General features: G+C 70.3%; 14 protein-coding genes. 7 read left to right on the forward strand and 7 right to left on the reverse strand.

The annotated features are described in order from the left end of the window. Positions 1 to 3 precede the first annotated feature (3 nt). From FMP39_RS37280 to FMP39_RS00620, 3 genes are read right to left on the reverse strand one after another with little or no spacing between them, the layout of a single operon-like run. Positions 4 to 819: a c-type cytochrome gene (locus tag FMP39_RS37280; RefSeq protein WP_368667053.1), complete on the reverse strand. Its 816-nt coding sequence runs from the start codon at positions 817 to 819 to the stop codon at positions 4 to 6. Between the two features lie 26 nt (positions 820 to 845). Beyond that, complete coding sequence (locus FMP39_RS00615) at positions 846 to 1,964, reverse strand: metallophosphoesterase (RefSeq protein WP_141588098.1); 1,119 nt, start codon at positions 1,962 to 1,964, stop codon at positions 846 to 848. A gap of 11 nt (positions 1,965 to 1,975) precedes the next feature. Then, positions 1,976 to 3,289, reverse strand: a complete 1,314-nt coding sequence (locus FMP39_RS00620; RefSeq protein WP_141588099.1) for a cytochrome-c peroxidase — start codon at positions 3,287 to 3,289, stop codon at positions 1,976 to 1,978. Positions 3,290 to 3,496: 207 nt separating this feature from the next. Between FMP39_RS00620 and FMP39_RS00625 the strand changes: the two genes are divergently transcribed. After that, positions 3,497 to 3,745, forward strand: a complete 249-nt coding sequence (locus tag FMP39_RS00625) for a hypothetical protein (RefSeq protein ID WP_020477966.1) — start codon at positions 3,497 to 3,499, stop codon at positions 3,743 to 3,745. Between the two features lie 3 nt (positions 3,746 to 3,748). On the opposite strand, the gene FMP39_RS00630 is transcribed toward FMP39_RS00625, so the two are convergent. After that, a complete protein-coding gene (locus tag FMP39_RS00630) occupies positions 3,749 to 5,296 on the reverse strand; it encodes a DUF2156 domain-containing protein (RefSeq protein ID WP_141588100.1) in 1,548 nt (515 codons plus the stop codon). A gap of 163 nt (positions 5,297 to 5,459) precedes the next feature. On the opposite strand from FMP39_RS00630, the gene FMP39_RS00635 reads away from it, so the two are divergent. Genes FMP39_RS00635 through FMP39_RS00660 form a run of 6 tightly spaced genes read left to right on the forward strand, consistent with a single transcriptional unit; the run spans position 5,460 to position 12,525 of the window. Beyond that, entirely contained in the window at positions 5,460 to 6,086 is a 627-nt protein-coding gene (locus tag FMP39_RS00635; RefSeq protein ID WP_228557525.1) for a hypothetical protein, read from the forward strand. Continuing rightward, positions 6,083 to 6,670 (forward strand): hypothetical protein, encoded by a 588-nt coding sequence (locus tag FMP39_RS00640; RefSeq protein ID WP_011556745.1) that lies wholly within the window; start codon positions 6,083 to 6,085, stop codon positions 6,668 to 6,670. Before FMP39_RS00635 ends, FMP39_RS00640 begins: the two co-directional genes overlap by 4 nt. Positions 6,671 to 6,717: 47 nt before the next feature. Further along, on the forward strand, positions 6,718 to 7,296 hold the full coding sequence (locus FMP39_RS00645) for a Wss1p-related putative metallopeptidase (protein WP_141588102.1): 579 nt from the start codon (positions 6,718 to 6,720) through the stop codon (positions 7,294 to 7,296). Between the two features lie 13 nt (positions 7,297 to 7,309). Continuing rightward, the gene (locus tag FMP39_RS00650) at positions 7,310 to 9,862 is read left to right on the forward strand and encodes a M1 family metallopeptidase (protein WP_141588103.1); all 2,553 of its coding nucleotides are present in this window, start codon (positions 7,310 to 7,312) and stop codon (positions 9,860 to 9,862) included. Next, entirely contained in the window at positions 9,859 to 11,223 is a 1,365-nt protein-coding gene (locus FMP39_RS00655; RefSeq protein WP_194858176.1) for a phosphoenolpyruvate kinase, read from the forward strand. Before FMP39_RS00650 ends, FMP39_RS00655 begins: the two co-directional genes overlap by 4 nt. Positions 11,224 to 11,244: 21 nt before the next feature. Next, positions 11,245 to 12,525: a hypothetical protein gene (locus tag FMP39_RS00660; protein WP_228557526.1), complete on the forward strand. Its 1,281-nt coding sequence runs from the start codon at positions 11,245 to 11,247 to the stop codon at positions 12,523 to 12,525. A gap of 39 nt (positions 12,526 to 12,564) precedes the next feature. On the opposite strand, the gene FMP39_RS00665 is transcribed toward FMP39_RS00660, so the two are convergent. From FMP39_RS00665 to FMP39_RS00675, 3 genes are all read right to left on the reverse strand, one after another. Beyond that, positions 12,565 to 13,632: a DUF2804 domain-containing protein gene (locus FMP39_RS00665; RefSeq protein ID WP_141588106.1), complete on the reverse strand. Its 1,068-nt coding sequence runs from the start codon at positions 13,630 to 13,632 to the stop codon at positions 12,565 to 12,567. Positions 13,633 to 13,760: 128 nt separating this feature from the next. After that, positions 13,761 to 14,933: an ABC transporter permease gene (locus FMP39_RS00670; RefSeq protein WP_141588107.1), complete on the reverse strand. Its 1,173-nt coding sequence runs from the start codon at positions 14,931 to 14,933 to the stop codon at positions 13,761 to 13,763. Beyond that, the gene (locus FMP39_RS00675) at positions 14,930 to 15,667 is read right to left on the reverse strand and encodes an ATP-binding cassette domain-containing protein (protein ID WP_141253215.1); all 738 of its coding nucleotides are present in this window, start codon (positions 15,665 to 15,667) and stop codon (positions 14,930 to 14,932) included. Before FMP39_RS00675 ends, FMP39_RS00670 begins: the two co-directional genes overlap by 4 nt. Between the last annotated feature and the right edge of the window lie 9 nt (positions 15,668 to 15,676).

A 15,676-nucleotide genomic window follows, 5' to 3' on the forward strand; every position in this document is an offset into this window, starting at 1 on the left:
GGCCTACTTCTTCCCGTAGTCCAGCTTCACACCCTTGCGCTTGGCGTAGATGTACGCCTCCATGGCGCGCATCCGCGGGTCACCATCCGCCAGCGGCTTGCCGCGCGCCGGGTTCTCGATGCACCAGTTGATCATGTCGCGAAGCAGCGCCACGCGGCCCAGTTGCACCTGGTACTTCGGATACGTCTCCGGATGCGTGTTGGACGCGTCCGGGTGGCACATGTCACAGGAGATGCCCACCGTGCCGCCAATGGCCTGGGCGTCATGGAAGACGCGGTGGCCTTCGTCCACGAACTGCTCCGTGGAGGCGGCCCAGATGGCCTCGTCCCGGTCGGAGAACGCGCCATAGGTGTGGCCGTCCTGGATGGGCGTGGCAATCTGCTTCTTCACCTGCGAGCCGCCGCTCTCCGGTGTCACGCCGCCGGGGCGCACCGACTCACCGGCCGAAGGCGCAGGCGTGCGCGGCTGCTGTGTGCGCGGCGTGGTGGAGCCCGGCGCGGGCGCCTGCGCCATCATGGGCGCCGGGTCCCAGTTGGCGTTCGGGTTCTTGCGCAGCCACTCCTCCATCAGCGCGCCCGATACATGCTGCGCCTGCGCGCGCGTCAGGGACTGGCCGGCCTTGACGCCCTTCACCTCCATGGACGTCTCGCCGTCACACAAGCCCACCACGAGGTTGCCGTCCTTCGACACCGGCAGCTCGTGCTTCTTCACCTCGGAGCCCTGGGCGGCCGCTTTCGGCGGCGGCAGCACGGGGCCGGTGGCCAGCGCCGCGCCTCCCACGAACGACAGCACGGCGCCCGTTCCCACAAGCAGCTTCATCCGGAAGGTCATGGTGTCCCTCGCGCTCAGTAGCTCGGCAGCTTGGTCCGGGGCGGCACATCCTGCTTCCCACGCGACGCGAGATAGCTCGCGCGCACGGTGATGGGGTTGCGCTCCCAGAGGTTGTACAGCTTGTCCACCATCCCCGACTCCAGCACGTCCATCCGCCCGTCTCCGCAGCCGTCGAACTGGCTGAAGGGGTCGGAGCGGTTCATCTGCACCGTCAGCCGCGGCAGGCCCTCCGGCGCGTAGGGCCAGGGCCACGCGGTGGACAACATGCCGTGGAAGCTCATGTTGCCAATGCGGTTGCTGAGGAGCTGGTGCGTGTGGCCGTGAATGACGGTCACCGTCTGGAATGGCTTGAACAGCGCCTGCACCTCGTCCGCGTCGTCCGTCCAGAAGTTCCAGGGCCGGTAGTACTTGTAGAGCGGTGAGTGGCTGAAGACGATGATGGGCGTCGCCTTGTTCACCTTCGCCAGGTCCTGACGCAGCCACTCGCGCTGCGGCGCGCCGACCTCGAAACGGGATTGGATGCCATTGTCCAGGCCAGCGACAATCTGCATCCGCTCCTCGGGCATGAGCTTGCGCTCCGTCCAGAAGTCCTTCTCCAGGATGGAGTTGAGCACCACGAAGTGGACGCCCTTGTGGTCGAACGAATAGTTCGGCGGGCCGAACAGGTCCGTCCACAGCTCGCCCATGTCGAGGAACCAGTCGTGTTCGCCCACCATCAGCCGCACGGGCGCCTTCACGGCCTTCAGAATCTCCGCGCCCAGCTTCAGCTCGCCCGGCTTGCCCAACTGTGCCAGGTCACCTCCGAAGAGGACGAAGTCCGGCTGCGGATCCAACCCGTTCACATCATCCACGGCCTTGAGGATGGCGCGCACGAAGCGGTCGTTGAGCTTCTTCTCGTACAGGTGCGTGTCGGAGATATACGCGAAGGAGAAGCGCGGCTTCGTCTCCTGCGCCTCCGCCACGTTGACCCACTGGAAGCTGTGCGGCGTGCGCAGGCCCATGCCCGCGGCGATGCCGGCGGAGATGCCCGCCACGCGCAGGAAGGCGCGGCGGTCCAGCTTCTTGAGGTCGTCGAAGAAGGCGTCGCGCTCTGCGTGGTGCTTCGTCTCGATGCTGCGGAACTTGTTCCCCATGGCGGCGTCTCCTAGGGCCTGGACGTCGAGGCGGGCTTCACGAGCGTCTCGGTGCCGTACACACCGATGTCCGCCGGGTTCTTCACCGACAGGTCAGGGTTGGGGGCCAGGTCTCCCAGATTCCCCTTCTTCCCCATCGCCACCGCGGTGTCTCGCTCCGGGCGCTGGTTCTTCAGTCCGCGCTGCCGGGCCTGCTCCTTGGTGGCGTACTTCGCGAACTGCTCGTCGGTGAGGGTGTTCAGGAAGGCCACCACGTCGTCGATCTCCCCCTCTGTCAGCCCCAGCCGCTGCATGCCGCCATCCAGGTATGGGTTGGGCACGCCGCCCTTGTTGTAGTGGTCCATCACGTCCCACAGCGTCGCCAGGGAGCCGTCGTGCATGTACGGACCGGTGATGGCGATGTTGCGCAGCGTGGGCGTCTTGAAGGCGCCCACGTCGTTCTCCTGCTTCGTCACCAGGAAGCGCCCCAGCTCGGAGAAGCGCGTCTCCAGCGCCAGCTCGTCAATCTGCTGCTCGTCGCCGGTGCGGACCACCTTCAGGGCCTCGCGAGCGAGCTTCACGAAGTCCTGCTTGTGCGCCGCGATGCCGATGTTGTGGAACTTCTGGTCGCTGAACAGCGGCGACACCACGTTGCCCGCGTGGCAGGCATTGCAGCGGGCCTTGCCGTTGAAGAGCGCCCAGCCCCGGCGCTCCGCGGCGGTGAGCGCCTTCGCGTCGCCGGTGATGAAGCGGTCGAACCGGGCGTTGCCGGAGTACAGCGTGCGCTCGAAAGCGGCGATGGCCGTCGCCAGGTCGTCGAAGTTCACCTCGCGGCCGAAGACCTTCTGGAAGTCCCTCACGTACTCCGGAATGGCCTTCACCTTGGCCACCACCGCCGCCTCGTCGGGCATGCCCATCTCCCGCGGGTTGAGGATGGGCAGCTTCGCCTGGTCCTCCAGCGTGGACGCGCGGCCGTCCCAGAACTGGGAGGCGCTGAAGAGCGCGTTGAGGAGGGTGGGGCTGTTGCGCGTCACCTTCTGGCCCTTCACGCCCTCCGACACCGGCTTCGCGTCCGTGAAGCCGAAGCGGGCATCGTGGCAGGTGGCGCAGGACACGGTGTTGTCCACCGACAGGCGCTGGTCGTTGAAGAGCTTCTCGCCCAGCAGCACCCGCTCCGGCGTGGGCGCGAGCTGGTCCGGGACGGAGAGCTTCCACAGGACCTTGGACACGCCCGGCGGCAGGTCGGCGGGCAGGGACACCGCTTTCCTCTCGGCTGGCTGGGCCTGCCCGGACTGGGCGAACAGCAGGACGGCGAGCGACAGTGCAACGCCACACGGCGGGCGCATGGTCTCCCCTCCCCACCAGCCACGCTCCACGCCGCGAGGAAGTCGCGGCGTCCGGCCGGGGTCAGCTCTTTCTGGGAAACAGCATTACCCCCGCCCCGCGGTCCAGGGTGTGTTCGCAAGACTGTCCATCAATGGAGCAATGGCAGACACTCTGAGTGGGCTGCCGAACATCCCGGGCGCGTGCATCTTTCGCGAAAGGAGGGCGTCATGTGGGACCCGGGTGAGTTGCGCGAGGGCATGGCCGTGAGGGACGAGCACGGGCGGAGGCTCGGCACGGTGGTGCATATCGGAGACACGCACTTCGAGCTGGAGCAGGGCTGGCCGCCCAGCCGCGACTTCATGGTGAGCTTCCACCTGGTGGCGCGGGTGGACCATGGTGAGGTGTTCCTCCACCCCGGCCATGGCGCCACCGTCCCCACGGAGGACGAGATGCCCGACAGCGGCGCGTACATCTGACGGCTAGCGTCCGGGCAGGCGCAGGTCGCGGGAGCTGAAGAGCAACCCGGACGCCGTCGCTGGCGCGAGCACGGCCAGGGCGATGAGGGCCCCGTCCAGCGGGCTCCGGGCAAGCGGCACGTTGTAGGTGACGGCCTGGACGAACGTCAGACACGCGTCCGCCGCCGTCAGCCCGCCCAGCACCGTGGCCAGGGCATCCCGCCAACGCCGCACCAACGAGAAGAGTCCCACCGTCAGGCCCACGTCGAACACCACCCACGCCCACTGCACCTGGACGGACGGGAACCAGCGCGCCGTGGAGGGCAGCGCCAGCAGCGCGGTCCACGGAACGAGCAGCACGGCGAGCGCGTGCACCAGCAGGCGCGGGCGCCGCAGCAGCGTGGCGATGCCGAAGCGCAACAGGCCGCCCTGCGCGAAGGCCCGCAGCGCGTCGTACACCGCCGCCAGCCCGCCCCGTGGCTCGGGATAGGACAGATGGATGGGCACCCAGGCGTCGGGGCGGAACTTCCCCTTGAAGGTGCGCAGCCCCTCGAAATCGAAGAGCGGCCGGCCGCACGCCCGCGCCAGTCGCAGCCATGGCCGCACCGGCCCCGCGAGCGGCGCCAGTCCCAGCGTCACGTAGCGCCGCCCGGTGGCGGCCGCCGCGCGCATGGCCGCGTCCACCAGCGCCTCCGCGGTGCCATTGGGCGCCTCCGGGTCCCGGAGCAGGTCCTGGAGGAACCAGCCTTCGCGGGCATACACGGGCGACACCGACAGGAAGCCCACCACCTCGCCCTCCACCTCCGCGACGAAGGCGTACCGCTCGCTCGCGAAGGCATGCGGACGAAGCTGGACCAGGAAGCCCATGGGCGCCATGCGACGGGACGCCAGCCAGCGTGCCTTCAGCAGCTCCACCGCTCGCCGCGTGGGGTGCAGCGGGTCCCCCAGCTCCGTGACGGGCACCTCGCGGACCTTCACGCCTCGCGCGCGGGCGCGGCGCAGCTGCTCGCGCAGGCTGCGGCTGCCCCGCACCACGTCGTCCCAGTGGACCGGGTCCCAGACGGGCTGCTCGCCGATGGGCAGCGACGCCATGGGGGCCAGCTCCATGAAGCGCGGCTCGGTGGCGAAGAAGCACACGCGCCGGTCCACTGCTCGCGCGGCCACGCGGAAGCCCTCCGCCACCGAAGCCAGCCGCTCCGGCGCGGCAATGGGCACCCCGGCCGCCACCCAGGCACCGCCCGTGTCCACGTACGCCACGCACGCGTCGCCCGCCGGGTCGAACCAGTACTGGAAGCCGGGCTGGAGCACCTGGAACGAGGTGGCGTTCCAGCCATACCGGCGCAGCAACGCCAGCACCTGCTCGCGTGGCTCCGGGCCGGCCGGGGCCTGCTCTGGGGAACGTCCTTCCACGTGAGGCAGAGGGTATGTGCCCCACCCTGTGGACCGCAAACGAGAACACCGTCTGTCCGGACCTGCGCCGCGCTCCCTCACACGGCTCGCATGAGCAGGCGTGATGAGAGCGAGGTCTTCTCGCCGACCACAAGCACGCGCCAGACGGCTGTTGCAGCACATCAGACCAGGCAGGCAATCGGCCCGGAGGAAAGTCAGCCTAACGTGCGGAGCACTCCCTCCTTCCGGAGCCCGTGGATTGAAACCTCCTTCGCTCGCGGCCTGTGCGCTCGCGGTCCTGTTGTCCCCCTGTCTGGCTTCCGCCAATGAACACGATGACGGCGGCGTGCGAACCAACACCGCGCGCCTGCTGACGACCGACGCGGCGGAGGTCATCGACGCGCCGGTGCTGGGCCTCCAGCGCACGGCGCTGCCGCTGTTCGCCGGGCTGGCCGTGGACACGTCGATGTATGCCAACGCCTTGCTGGCGCCCAACGTGGGCCTGCGCTGGGCGATGGCCGCCGGTCCCCACCGCGTCGTGCTGGGCGCGCGCTACACGCACTTCGTGGGCGCCTCCGTCTATTCGGACGTCGTGACGTCGGGGGCGGACACACCGGCGCTCCAGCGCTTCGAGCCCGAGCTGTCCGGCCCGTCCTTCTATGGCGTCTACGGCCTTTCGCTGGGCCCCGTGCTGGTGCAGGGCGAGGCGCGCTACGGCCTCTACACGTCCGACTATCTGTCCTTCACCGGCGCGCTGGCCTTCAACTTCGCGGGCCACTGGTCCGTGGTGGGCGAGGCGGGCGTGCGCGTGAAGGGCGGCTCCACCCTGCGCGCCGCGGCGGGCATCCGCTACGGCGGCGAGCACTTTGGCCTGGGCGTGGGCGCCACCTACGTGGACATGAGCGACCCGGCCCTGCCGGGAGAGAGCCTGCCCGTCCTCCCCGTCGTCGACCTGTCCTGGAGCTTCCGATGATGATGCGCGCCTTGCTGCTTCCCTGCGTGCTGCTGCTGTCCGCGTGCTCGGCGGAGATTGCCATCCAGACCGAGCCCTTCGACCAGGTGGTGCCCGTCACCTCGCTGCTGGAGCCCGTCTACGCGGAGGTGGCGCTCGACCTGCCGGAGGAGTCCGTCAACACGCAGGACCTGGACATCATCGTCAACGAAGTCTCCGCCACCCTCGTGGTGGTCAACCCCTCCCCCACGCTCACCCTGCGCACGTCCGCGCGCCTGTCACTCACGGGGACCGCCACGCCGGACAACCCGCGGCTCTACACGAACTTCAACCGGCCGGCCTACTACGACACGGCGGCGGAAATCCTCGCGGAGCGGACCTTCCAGCCGGACTCGCGCACGCCCCTGCGCATCGACGCGCCGGCGCTCAAGAACGCCATCGGCCGGCGGCGCGTCTGGGTCATCGTCAGCAACACGGTGGTCCGCTCCGGCCTCACCCTGCCCCAGCTCCCGGCGCAGATTCGCCTGGAGGACATCGTCTTCCAGGCTCTGCTCACCAAGCCCTTCCCCGGGCTGGGCGGCGCACTGGAGGCCGGCGGCCTGTAGCCAGTGGAGGGCGCGGGTGGGAAGCTTCCGGCTGGACCGACTCGCCCGTGCCCTTCGCCTACTACGACAACCTCACGCCCGCCCAGCAGCGCGTCTACCGGATGAGTGATTCGGTGAGCGCGCTCCGGCTCCGCGAGCCCCGCACGCTGGAGCCCCTGGTGGCCGCGCTGCGCGAAGCCCTGGCCACGGGCCGGCAACCGGAGACCGAGCACGCCACCGCCCGGTTGAGCGACGCCCTCTGCGAGCGGCTGGACCTGTTCGCGCCGCGGGTGGAGGTGCTGGAGGTCCGCCCCTCCTCCACCACCGGCGAGCTGCACGGCATGTACACCCTGGAGCGGGGCCGTCGCCCTCGCATCCAACTGTGGATGCGGACCGCGAAGCACGCGCGGGTGGTGGCCTTCCGCACCTACCTGCGCACCCTGCTGCACGAGCTGTGTCACCACCTGGACTTTCTTCTGCTGGAGCTGCCCGCTTCCTTCCACACGGAAGGCTTCTTCCAGCGGGAATCCAGCCTCTTCCACCAACTGGTGCCCCGCCCAACCCGGCCCCGGCGTTCCGGGGCCAGGAAGGGTGTGACTGCGGACACCCCTGACATAAGTCCAGGCAGGCGGCGGCGCGGAGGCTAGATTCCGCATCCCTATGGCGCATCCGACCGAAGACAAGAACTTCCGCCTGCCGACCTCCATCCGTCCCCGCCGCTACGCGGCCACGCTGACCCTGGACCTGGACGCGAAGTCCTTCTCCGGCCAGCAGACCATCGACCTGGACGTGGCGGCGCCGTCGAACGAAATCATCCTGCACGGCATCGCCCTGGAGCTGAGCGACGTGACGTTCCGCGCCGGTGGCCAGCAGCGCAAGCCGGCCTCCATCCAGCCCGCGCAGGCGAGCGAGACGGTGGTGCTCCGCTTCGATGAAGCGCTGCCCACGGGTGCCGCGTCGCTGGACGTCGCGTGGACGGGGCGCTTCACGGAAGGGCTGCGCGGCCTGTACCAGGCGGGCAAGGTGGCGGCCACCCAGTTCGAGGCCGCCGACGCGCGCCGACTCTTCCCCTGCTTCGACGAGCCCGCCTTCAAGGCGCGCTGGGCCCTCACCGTCCGCGTCCCGGCGGGGCTCACCGTGCTGGGCAATGGCCCGGTGGTGAAGGACACGCAGGAGGGCAACCTCCGCGCGGTGACATTCCAGGAGACGGAGGTGCTCAGCAGCTACCTCATCGCCCTGGTGGTGGGCCCGCTGGTGGGCACGGACGCGCAGGACGTGCAGGGCGTGCCGGTGCGGACCTGGGCGCTGCCGGAGAAGGCGCACCTGACGCGCTTCGGCCAGGACGTGGCGCTGGCGGTGCTGCCCAGGCTCCAGGACTACTTCGGGCTGCCGTATGCCTTCACCAAGCTGGACCAGGTGGGCATCCCCGACTTCGAGGCCGGCGCCATGGAGAACGCCGGCCTGATTACCTACCGCGAGGTGGCGCTGCTGCTGGACCCGGCCACCGCGCCGCTGTCGGTGAAGAAGCGCGTGGCGGAGGTGGTGACGCACGAACTGGCGCACCAGTGGTTCGGCAACTGGGTCACCATGGTGTGGTGGGACGACCTGTGGCTCAACGAGGCGTTCGCCACGTGGATGGCCTTCAAGATTGTGGACCAGTGGCGCCCCGAGTGGCGCATGTGGCTGGATTTCGACGCGCACCGCGCCAGCGCGCTGCACCTGGACGCGCTCAAGTCCACGCACCCCATCCACGGCGAGGTGCGCAACGCGGGCGAGGCCGGTGAGAGCTTCGACGCGATTACGTACGAGAAGGGCGGCGCGGTGCTGCGGATGATTGAGGGCTTCCTCGGGGAAGGCCCCTTCCGTGAGGGCATCCGCCAGTACATGCGCAAGCACGCGCGCGCCAACGCGGTGAAGGAAGACTTGTGGAACGCGCTGGGCGACGCCGCGAAGCAGCCGGTGGAGGAGCTGGCCACCGCGTGGGTGGGCCAGAGTGGCTTCCCGTTGGTGACGGCAGCGCTGGACGGGCGCGGGCTGTCGCTGTCGCAGCGGCGCTACTACAGCGAGCCCGGTGTGCAGAGCGCTGAGGTGTGGCCGGTGCCGGTGGTGCTGCGCTACGAGGACAGCACCGGCGTGCGCGAGCAGCGCGTGCTGCTGCGGGACGCCCAGGCCACGGTGAAGCTGGAGGGCGAAGGCGCGGTGAAGTGGCTGACGGCCAACGCGGGCTCCACCGGCTTCTACCGGGTCGCCTACGACAAGCCGGGCCTGGAGAAGCTGGCGACGAACCTGAAGTCGCTGGCCCCCGCCGAGCGCACCGCCCTGCTGGCGGACCAGTGGGCGCTGGTGCGCGCGGGACAGGCATCGGTGGCGGACCTGCTGGACCTGACGGGCCGCTTCGGTGACGAGGAGGACGACTCCGTCCTGGACGAGCTGGTGGGCCGGCTGGCCTACATCGAAGGCCGGCTGACGGACGGCGAGGACCAGGTCCGCTTCCGCGCGTGGGTGGAGAAGCTGCTGGGGCCGGGGCTGAAGAAGCTGGGCTGGCAGTCCGCGCCGAACGAGGCGGACCGGGTGAAGCTGCGGCGCGCGTCGCTGGTGCGCGCGGTGGGTGGCCTGGCGCGCAGCCAGGACGCGCTCGCCGAGGCCCGGCCCCGCGTGGAGCGCATGCTCCAGGGACAACGGGACGCGCTGGAGCCCAACCTGCTGGACGCCGCGGTGGGCATGGTGGCGCGCGCGGGCGACGCGGCGCTCTTCGACACCTTCCTCCAGAAGATTCCGTCCGAGCCCGACCCGGCCACGCAGCGCCGCTACCTGATGGCGCTCACCGCCTTCGAGGCCCCGGAGCTCACCGAGCGCGCGCGCGGGCTGCTCTACACGGACACGGTGAAGACGCAGGACGTGGCCAGCTTCGTGGCGGGGCTGCTGGGCAACCGCGTCGGCCGTGACGCGTGGTGGGCACAGATGCGCACGCAATGGAAGGACGTGGTGGCCCGCACCGGCGGCGCCCCCATGCTGCTGCGCCGCATCGTCGAGGCCATGGGCATGCTGCGCACGCGCGAGCACCTGGAGCAGATGCAGGCCCTGCTCAAGGCCCAGCCCATCCCCGAGGCGCAGCAGGCCACGGCGCAGACGCTGGAGCGGCTGTCCCAGGATGTGGCGCTGCGTGAGCGCTGCATGCCCGAGGTCTCCGCGTGGTTGAAGCGCCAGCCGTGAAGACGACGCTGACAGAAGCGAGCCTCTCGGGTGTGCGGGAGGCCCTGCGGCAGGCCAACGCGGGGTTCGAGCGCGCCTACCCCGGGGACTCGACCCAACGGCAGCCGGTGCACGTGGTGTACGGCGGCGCACACCTCTTCCGGGCGGAGACGGCCCGGAAGCTGGGCGGCATCGCGCTGAACACGCTCAAGTCGTACGCACCGGATGCGCCCGTGCTGGCCCACGGGCTGGGACTGCCCCAGCGCGGCCGCTTCGCCCAGCGCGTCTACGCGCGCGTGGTGGCCAAGCTGGAGCACGAGCCGGTGGAGGACCTGCGCATCGACTTCGAGGATGGCTACGGGCACCGCTCCGACGCGGAGGAGGACGGGCACGCCGTGTCCGCCGCGGAGGAGATGGCGCGCGGGCTGGCCCAGGAGCTGCTGCCGCCCTTCATCGGCATCCGGGTGAAGTCCTTCACCGAGGAGCTGTTCGACCGCGCCACGCGCACGCTGGATTTGTTCCTCACCACGCTGCTGGAGCGCTCGGGTGGGAAGCTGCCGCCTGGCTTCGTCGTCACGCTGCCCAAGGTGTCGCTGCCGGAGCAGGTGGCGGCGCTCGCTCGCGTCCTGGAGGTGCTGGAGACGCGGCACGGGCTGACGGTGGGCACGGTGGGCATCGAGCTGATGGTGGAGACACCCCAGGCGCTCTTCGACCAGCAGGGCCGGCTGCACCTGCCCACGCTGGTGGCCGCGAGCGCGGGCCGCTGCACCAGCGTCCACCTGGGCGTGTACGACTACACCGCCGCGCTGGGCGTCAGCGCGCATGCGCAGACGATGCGGCACCCGGCCTGCGACTTCCTGCGGGATTTGGTGCAGGTGTCGCTGGCGGGCACGGGCATCCGGCTGGCGGATGGCGCCACCAACGTCATGCCGGTGCCACCGCACCGGGTGAAGCAGGACGAGCCGCTGCTGCCCACCGAGCGCCGGGAGAACATGGAGGCGGTTCACCGGGTCTGGCAGTTGTCGTACCGGCACATCCGGCACTCGTTGGAGCGGGGCTGGTACCAGGGGTGGGACTTGCACCCGGGCCAGCTCCCCGTCCGCTACGCGGCGGTGTATGCGTTCTTCCTGGAGGGGCTGGACGCGGCCTCGCGCAGGCTCAATGCCTTCATGGAGAAGGCCGCGCAGGCCACGCTGGTGGGAGACGTCTTCGACGACGCGGCCACCGGGCAGGGCCTGCTCAACTTCTTCCTGCGGGGCCTGAGCTGCGGCGCGCTCACCCAGGACGAGGTGCTGGCCGCGGGCCTCACGCTGGAGGAGCTGCGCAGCCGCTCCTTCCGCGACATCGTCGCGTCACGCCGCGCCCGGACCACTTCCAGCTAGGCCGCGGCCATGGACTCCTCCATGCGGCGCTTCGCTCTGCTGCTGTGCCTCACCTCCGCCTGCGCCGGGCCGTCCGTGACGACGGTCCGGCCCAAGCAGCCCGTGCCCGAGCCGCCCCCTGCCGCGAAGGTTCCGCCGCCGCCCACGCCGACAGGCCCCTTCGCCCGAGAGTTGGCGCCGCTGCCCAGGCAGCGCGTGAGCTCCGCGGAAGGCATCTTCACCGCCGAGGTGGAAGCCACCTCCGCGCCCCGCCTGACACGGCACGAGGGCTCCACACGCCTGGAGATTCCCCTGGGCACCGAGGCCACGTTGAGCTGCTTCGTGTACGAGCGCCCCATCGACGCGGCGGGCGCGGTGCTCGCGGTGGCGAAGGCGGCGCAAGGCCACAAGGGCGTCACGGTCCGGAGCATGGTTCCCACGGAGGTCACCGTCGTCGCGGACGCACCGGTGATGTTCGTGGACGTGGACTACGAGGTGGTCGCCTCCGGGGACAGCGTGAGCGCGGGACGGCTCAAGCTGATGGTGAGCGCGAGCCCGGAGCTCCCCCTGCTGTGCGCCCATGACGAGCCCGGCTACGCGCGCACCTTCCACCGCGTCACCACCGGACTGGCCGCCACACTCAAGGTTCCCGGCCCCGCCCGGACGCCCGCGCGAACGAAGGCGCTTCGCGTGTTGAAGCTAGATGGACGGCTCGCGGGATTCGACTGGCGCACCGAGCAAAGGCTGGAGGGCGGCTCGCGGCGCACGGAAGTCTCCACCAGCCTGCTGCTGCCAAAGGCCACGAATGGCCCGCACGCGGAGGACCGCACCATCACCACGGTCACGGATGAGGAGGGCCGGCTGAAGGAGCAGCGCCATGCGCATGCGGAAGACGGGCGGCTCACGCTCCAGGTGACGCTCCGCCGCGAACGGGAGCCCCAACCGCCCACGCGCGCCGCTCCCGAGACGGCGTACCGCTACGAGGGGAGACAGGGCTCGCGCGCACTCAAGGGCACCTTCACATCGAAACGAGGGCTGGCCACGGAAGACACGGTTCATGACACCGTGCGCGACTTGCTGCGCCCGGGTGGCCCGGCGGAAGCAGTGCTCGACGTCTACCGGCCCGCCGACGTGCACTCCGCGCCCACGGAACTGGTGCTGCGCCGGGTGCCCTCGGCTGGGCCACGAGCCCTGACGCTCACCACGAGCGACGCCACCGAGGAGGCGCGGGCCGCCGAAAGCGGCACACTGGAGTGGACGAAGCGCGCCCTTCCCGAGGGACAGCTCACGTCCGAACTCATCCACGGCAGCCCGCCGCCCTGAGTGCCACTGGCGAAGCCCGCGCCAGTGCGGGCGCGCACCTCACCAGAGCATGTCCTGGTCCTCGGTGACGCCGGGGACGTTGGACAACTCCAGCGTGCGGCTTCCCACGCGCACCGTGCCGTTGAAGAAGCCCACCGGCTGCGCGAAGTGGCTCACGACGAGGCGCAGGTTCCGGTCCTCGCGGTGCACATGAAGGGGCTGGAAGCGCAGGTCCACCGCGCCATCCACCGTCGCCAGCCACCACGGCGCCATCAGGTCCTTCGCGTCGTATTCGAAGCGGGCGCGCGCCAGCGGGTACAGCTTGTCCCCCAGCCACAGCGCGTTCTCGTTGGCGTCCGCGTTGCCCTCGTTGAAGCCCTCCACGAGGTTGATGCCCACCGGCGTGCCGTCCGCCAGCCGCCCCGACGCGAAGGCCCAGCGCCACGCGGTGTGCCGTGCCAGGTAGCCCTGCGTGTAGTCCATGCCGCCCACGCCTCCGTCCAACCGGAAGCGCTTCCCGCCCGCCTCCAGGCTGCCGAAGGTGAGCAGGCCATTGCTCTTCATGGTGACGTTGACCAGGCCGTCACCCTCCACTGGCGCGACCACGGTGAGCGCGGGCGGGCCGCCGGCCACCATCATGTCGCCCTCCCACTGGAAGGACTGGAGGCTTCCGGTGCGCAGCCGGCTGACGTCCACCGCCACCCGGTAGCGCTCGTCGTTCTCGCCGCGCTGCACCGACAGCCGTCCGCCCAGCGTGCGGAAGGAGGCCTTGAGGCCCTGACCGGGCTTGTCGCCCAGCACCACCATGGGGCCGGGCGTGCCCAGGAAGCTCACGTCACACAGCGGCTTGCGCTCGCGCAAGTCCAGGGCCACCGCGAAGGCGCTCGACGTGTAGCCCAGGTCCACCACCGCGAAGAGCGCGGCGACCTCGGGTGTGGCCGCGAAGGTGTAGTGCCAACGCTTGCGCTTCAGCAGACGCGTGGTGCGGCCCGGGGCCCACTGCCCCTGCAGGCGCGGCAGGTCCACTTCAGGCAGCTCACCCTGGTAGGTACCGAATCGGGGCTCCCCCCCGGAGGTGGCCACGGATACTGGCGCGGGAGGGAACAAGGCGTCTTGCTCTGGCTTCATCTGGCCCCATTGGAAGGCAAAGGCGCGTGGCTGTCATGTCAGGCCGCCGCCCAAGCGCCACCCGCCGACAGTGGCACCTGAGAGGTTGTGCGGAGCGTAACGCAACAGCGGCGCGATGGGGACCCTCGTCAGCCCCGGCCGAAGACGATGCGCTCCTGGGACAACAAACGCGCGGTGACCGCCAGCGACAACACCGTGAGCAGGATGCTGGACGCGCCCGCGATGAGGAACGGCAGCGCGCCCAGCGGCTCACCACGCATCACCTCGCCCGCGAGCACCTCCTGGCCCAGCACCGGCACCGCGAACATCCACATCTTCGGCTGGAGCGGAGACAGGGCCAGCACCATGCCCGGCAGCATGGGCACCACCATCAGGAGGGACAGGTACGTCTGCGCTTCCTTGAAAGAGCGTGCATAGGTGGACACCCACACCTGCACGGCGGAGGCGGCCAGGGCCAGCGGCAGCACGGCGGCGGCCATGCCCAGGGCGGCGGGCGCGTCGAAGCGGGCCTTCACCCCCAGGTCCTCCAAGGGCACGCGCCGCACCACCAGCATGTAGGCCACCAACGTAATCAACACCGCCGCGACGGCCATGACCACGGTGGCCAGCCACTTGCCCGTCACCACCGCGCTCCGGGGCGCCGGGTTGAGCAATAGGGGTTCCAGCGAGCCACGCTCGCGCTCACCCGCCATGGCGTCGCTGGCCACCTGCATGCCGCCCGCAAAGGCGGCGATGACCAGGAAGAGCGGCACCATGTTGAGCAGCCCTGCCGCGGTGCGCTCCGGCGTGGACAGGTCCGCCTCCTGCACCCGCACGGGAATGGCCAGGTCCGGCGAGACGCCCCGCGCGTAGAGGCGCTGGTTGCCCAGCATGTGGGCGTACGCTTCCAGCAGCCGCCGCGCGCGCAGCACCGACTGGCGCGCGGACTGGCGCGAGCTGTCCACCACGAGCTGCACCTCGGCGGTGCGCCCGGCCGAGTACGATTCGGCGTAGTCGTCCGGCACCACCAACACCGCGTCCAGCGAGCCCGCCCGGATGCGCGACTCGTAGTCCTCCGGCGCCGCTTCCAACTGCGCTCCGTAGCGCTCCAGGAAGGCCATCAGGCTGGGGGCATGCTCCCGCCCCACCACCGGCAGCGCCAGCGGCCGGTCCTGCCGGTACCAGGAGGCCAGCAGGTTGAACATCACCATGAACACGACGGGGCCAATCAGCGGCCACATCAACGAGGTGAGCACCGAGCGCCGGTCGCGCAGGTGGTCCTTCAACTCCTTGCGGAAGACGGAGAAGGACAGCCCGCTCATTGCATCAACCCCTGGTCCGTGCCGATGGTGGCCACGAAGGCCTCCTCCAGGCTGTCCTTGCCCGTGCTCGCGCGCAGCGCGTCCGGCGTCCCGTCCGCCACCACCCGCCCGTGTGCCACCACCACGATGCGGTCACACAGCGCGGCCACTTCCTGCATCACGTGGCTGGAGAACACCACGCACCGGCCTTCATCCTTCAGCCGTCGCAGCAGCGTGCGCACCGAGCGCGTGCTCATGACGTCCAGGCCGTTGGTGGGCTCATCCAGGAGCACGTTGCGAGGCCCGTGCACCAGCGCCCGCGCCATGGCCACCTTCACGCGCTGGCCCTGGCTGAAGCCTTCCGTGCGGCGGTCCGCGATGTCCCGCATGTCCAACAGGTCCAGCAGTTCATCCACGCGCTTGTCCAGCGTGGCGCCGGACAGGCCGTGCAGCTCGCCGTAGTAGCGCGCGTGCTCGCGGGCGGTGAGGCGCGGATAGAGGCCACGCGCGTCCGGCAGCACGCCCAGCGCCCGCCGGGCCTCCTGCGGTCGCTGCACCACGTCCACGCCGTCCACCAGCGCGGTGCCGCGGTCCGGCCGCACCAGCGTGTAGAGCATGCGCATCGTCGTCGTCTTGCCAGCGCCGTTGGGGCCCAGCAGGCCGGTGATGACGCCGTCCTCCGCGGTGAAGGACACGTCCTCCACCGCCGTCACCTTCTTGCCAAAGCGCTTGTGCAGGTTCCTGGCTTCAATCATGGCGCGCGC

Origin of the sequence: Myxococcus sp. AB056, from assembly GCF_006547365.1 — a bacterium.
Lineage (GTDB): Bacteria > Myxococcota > Myxococcia > Myxococcales > Myxococcaceae > Myxococcus > Myxococcus virescens.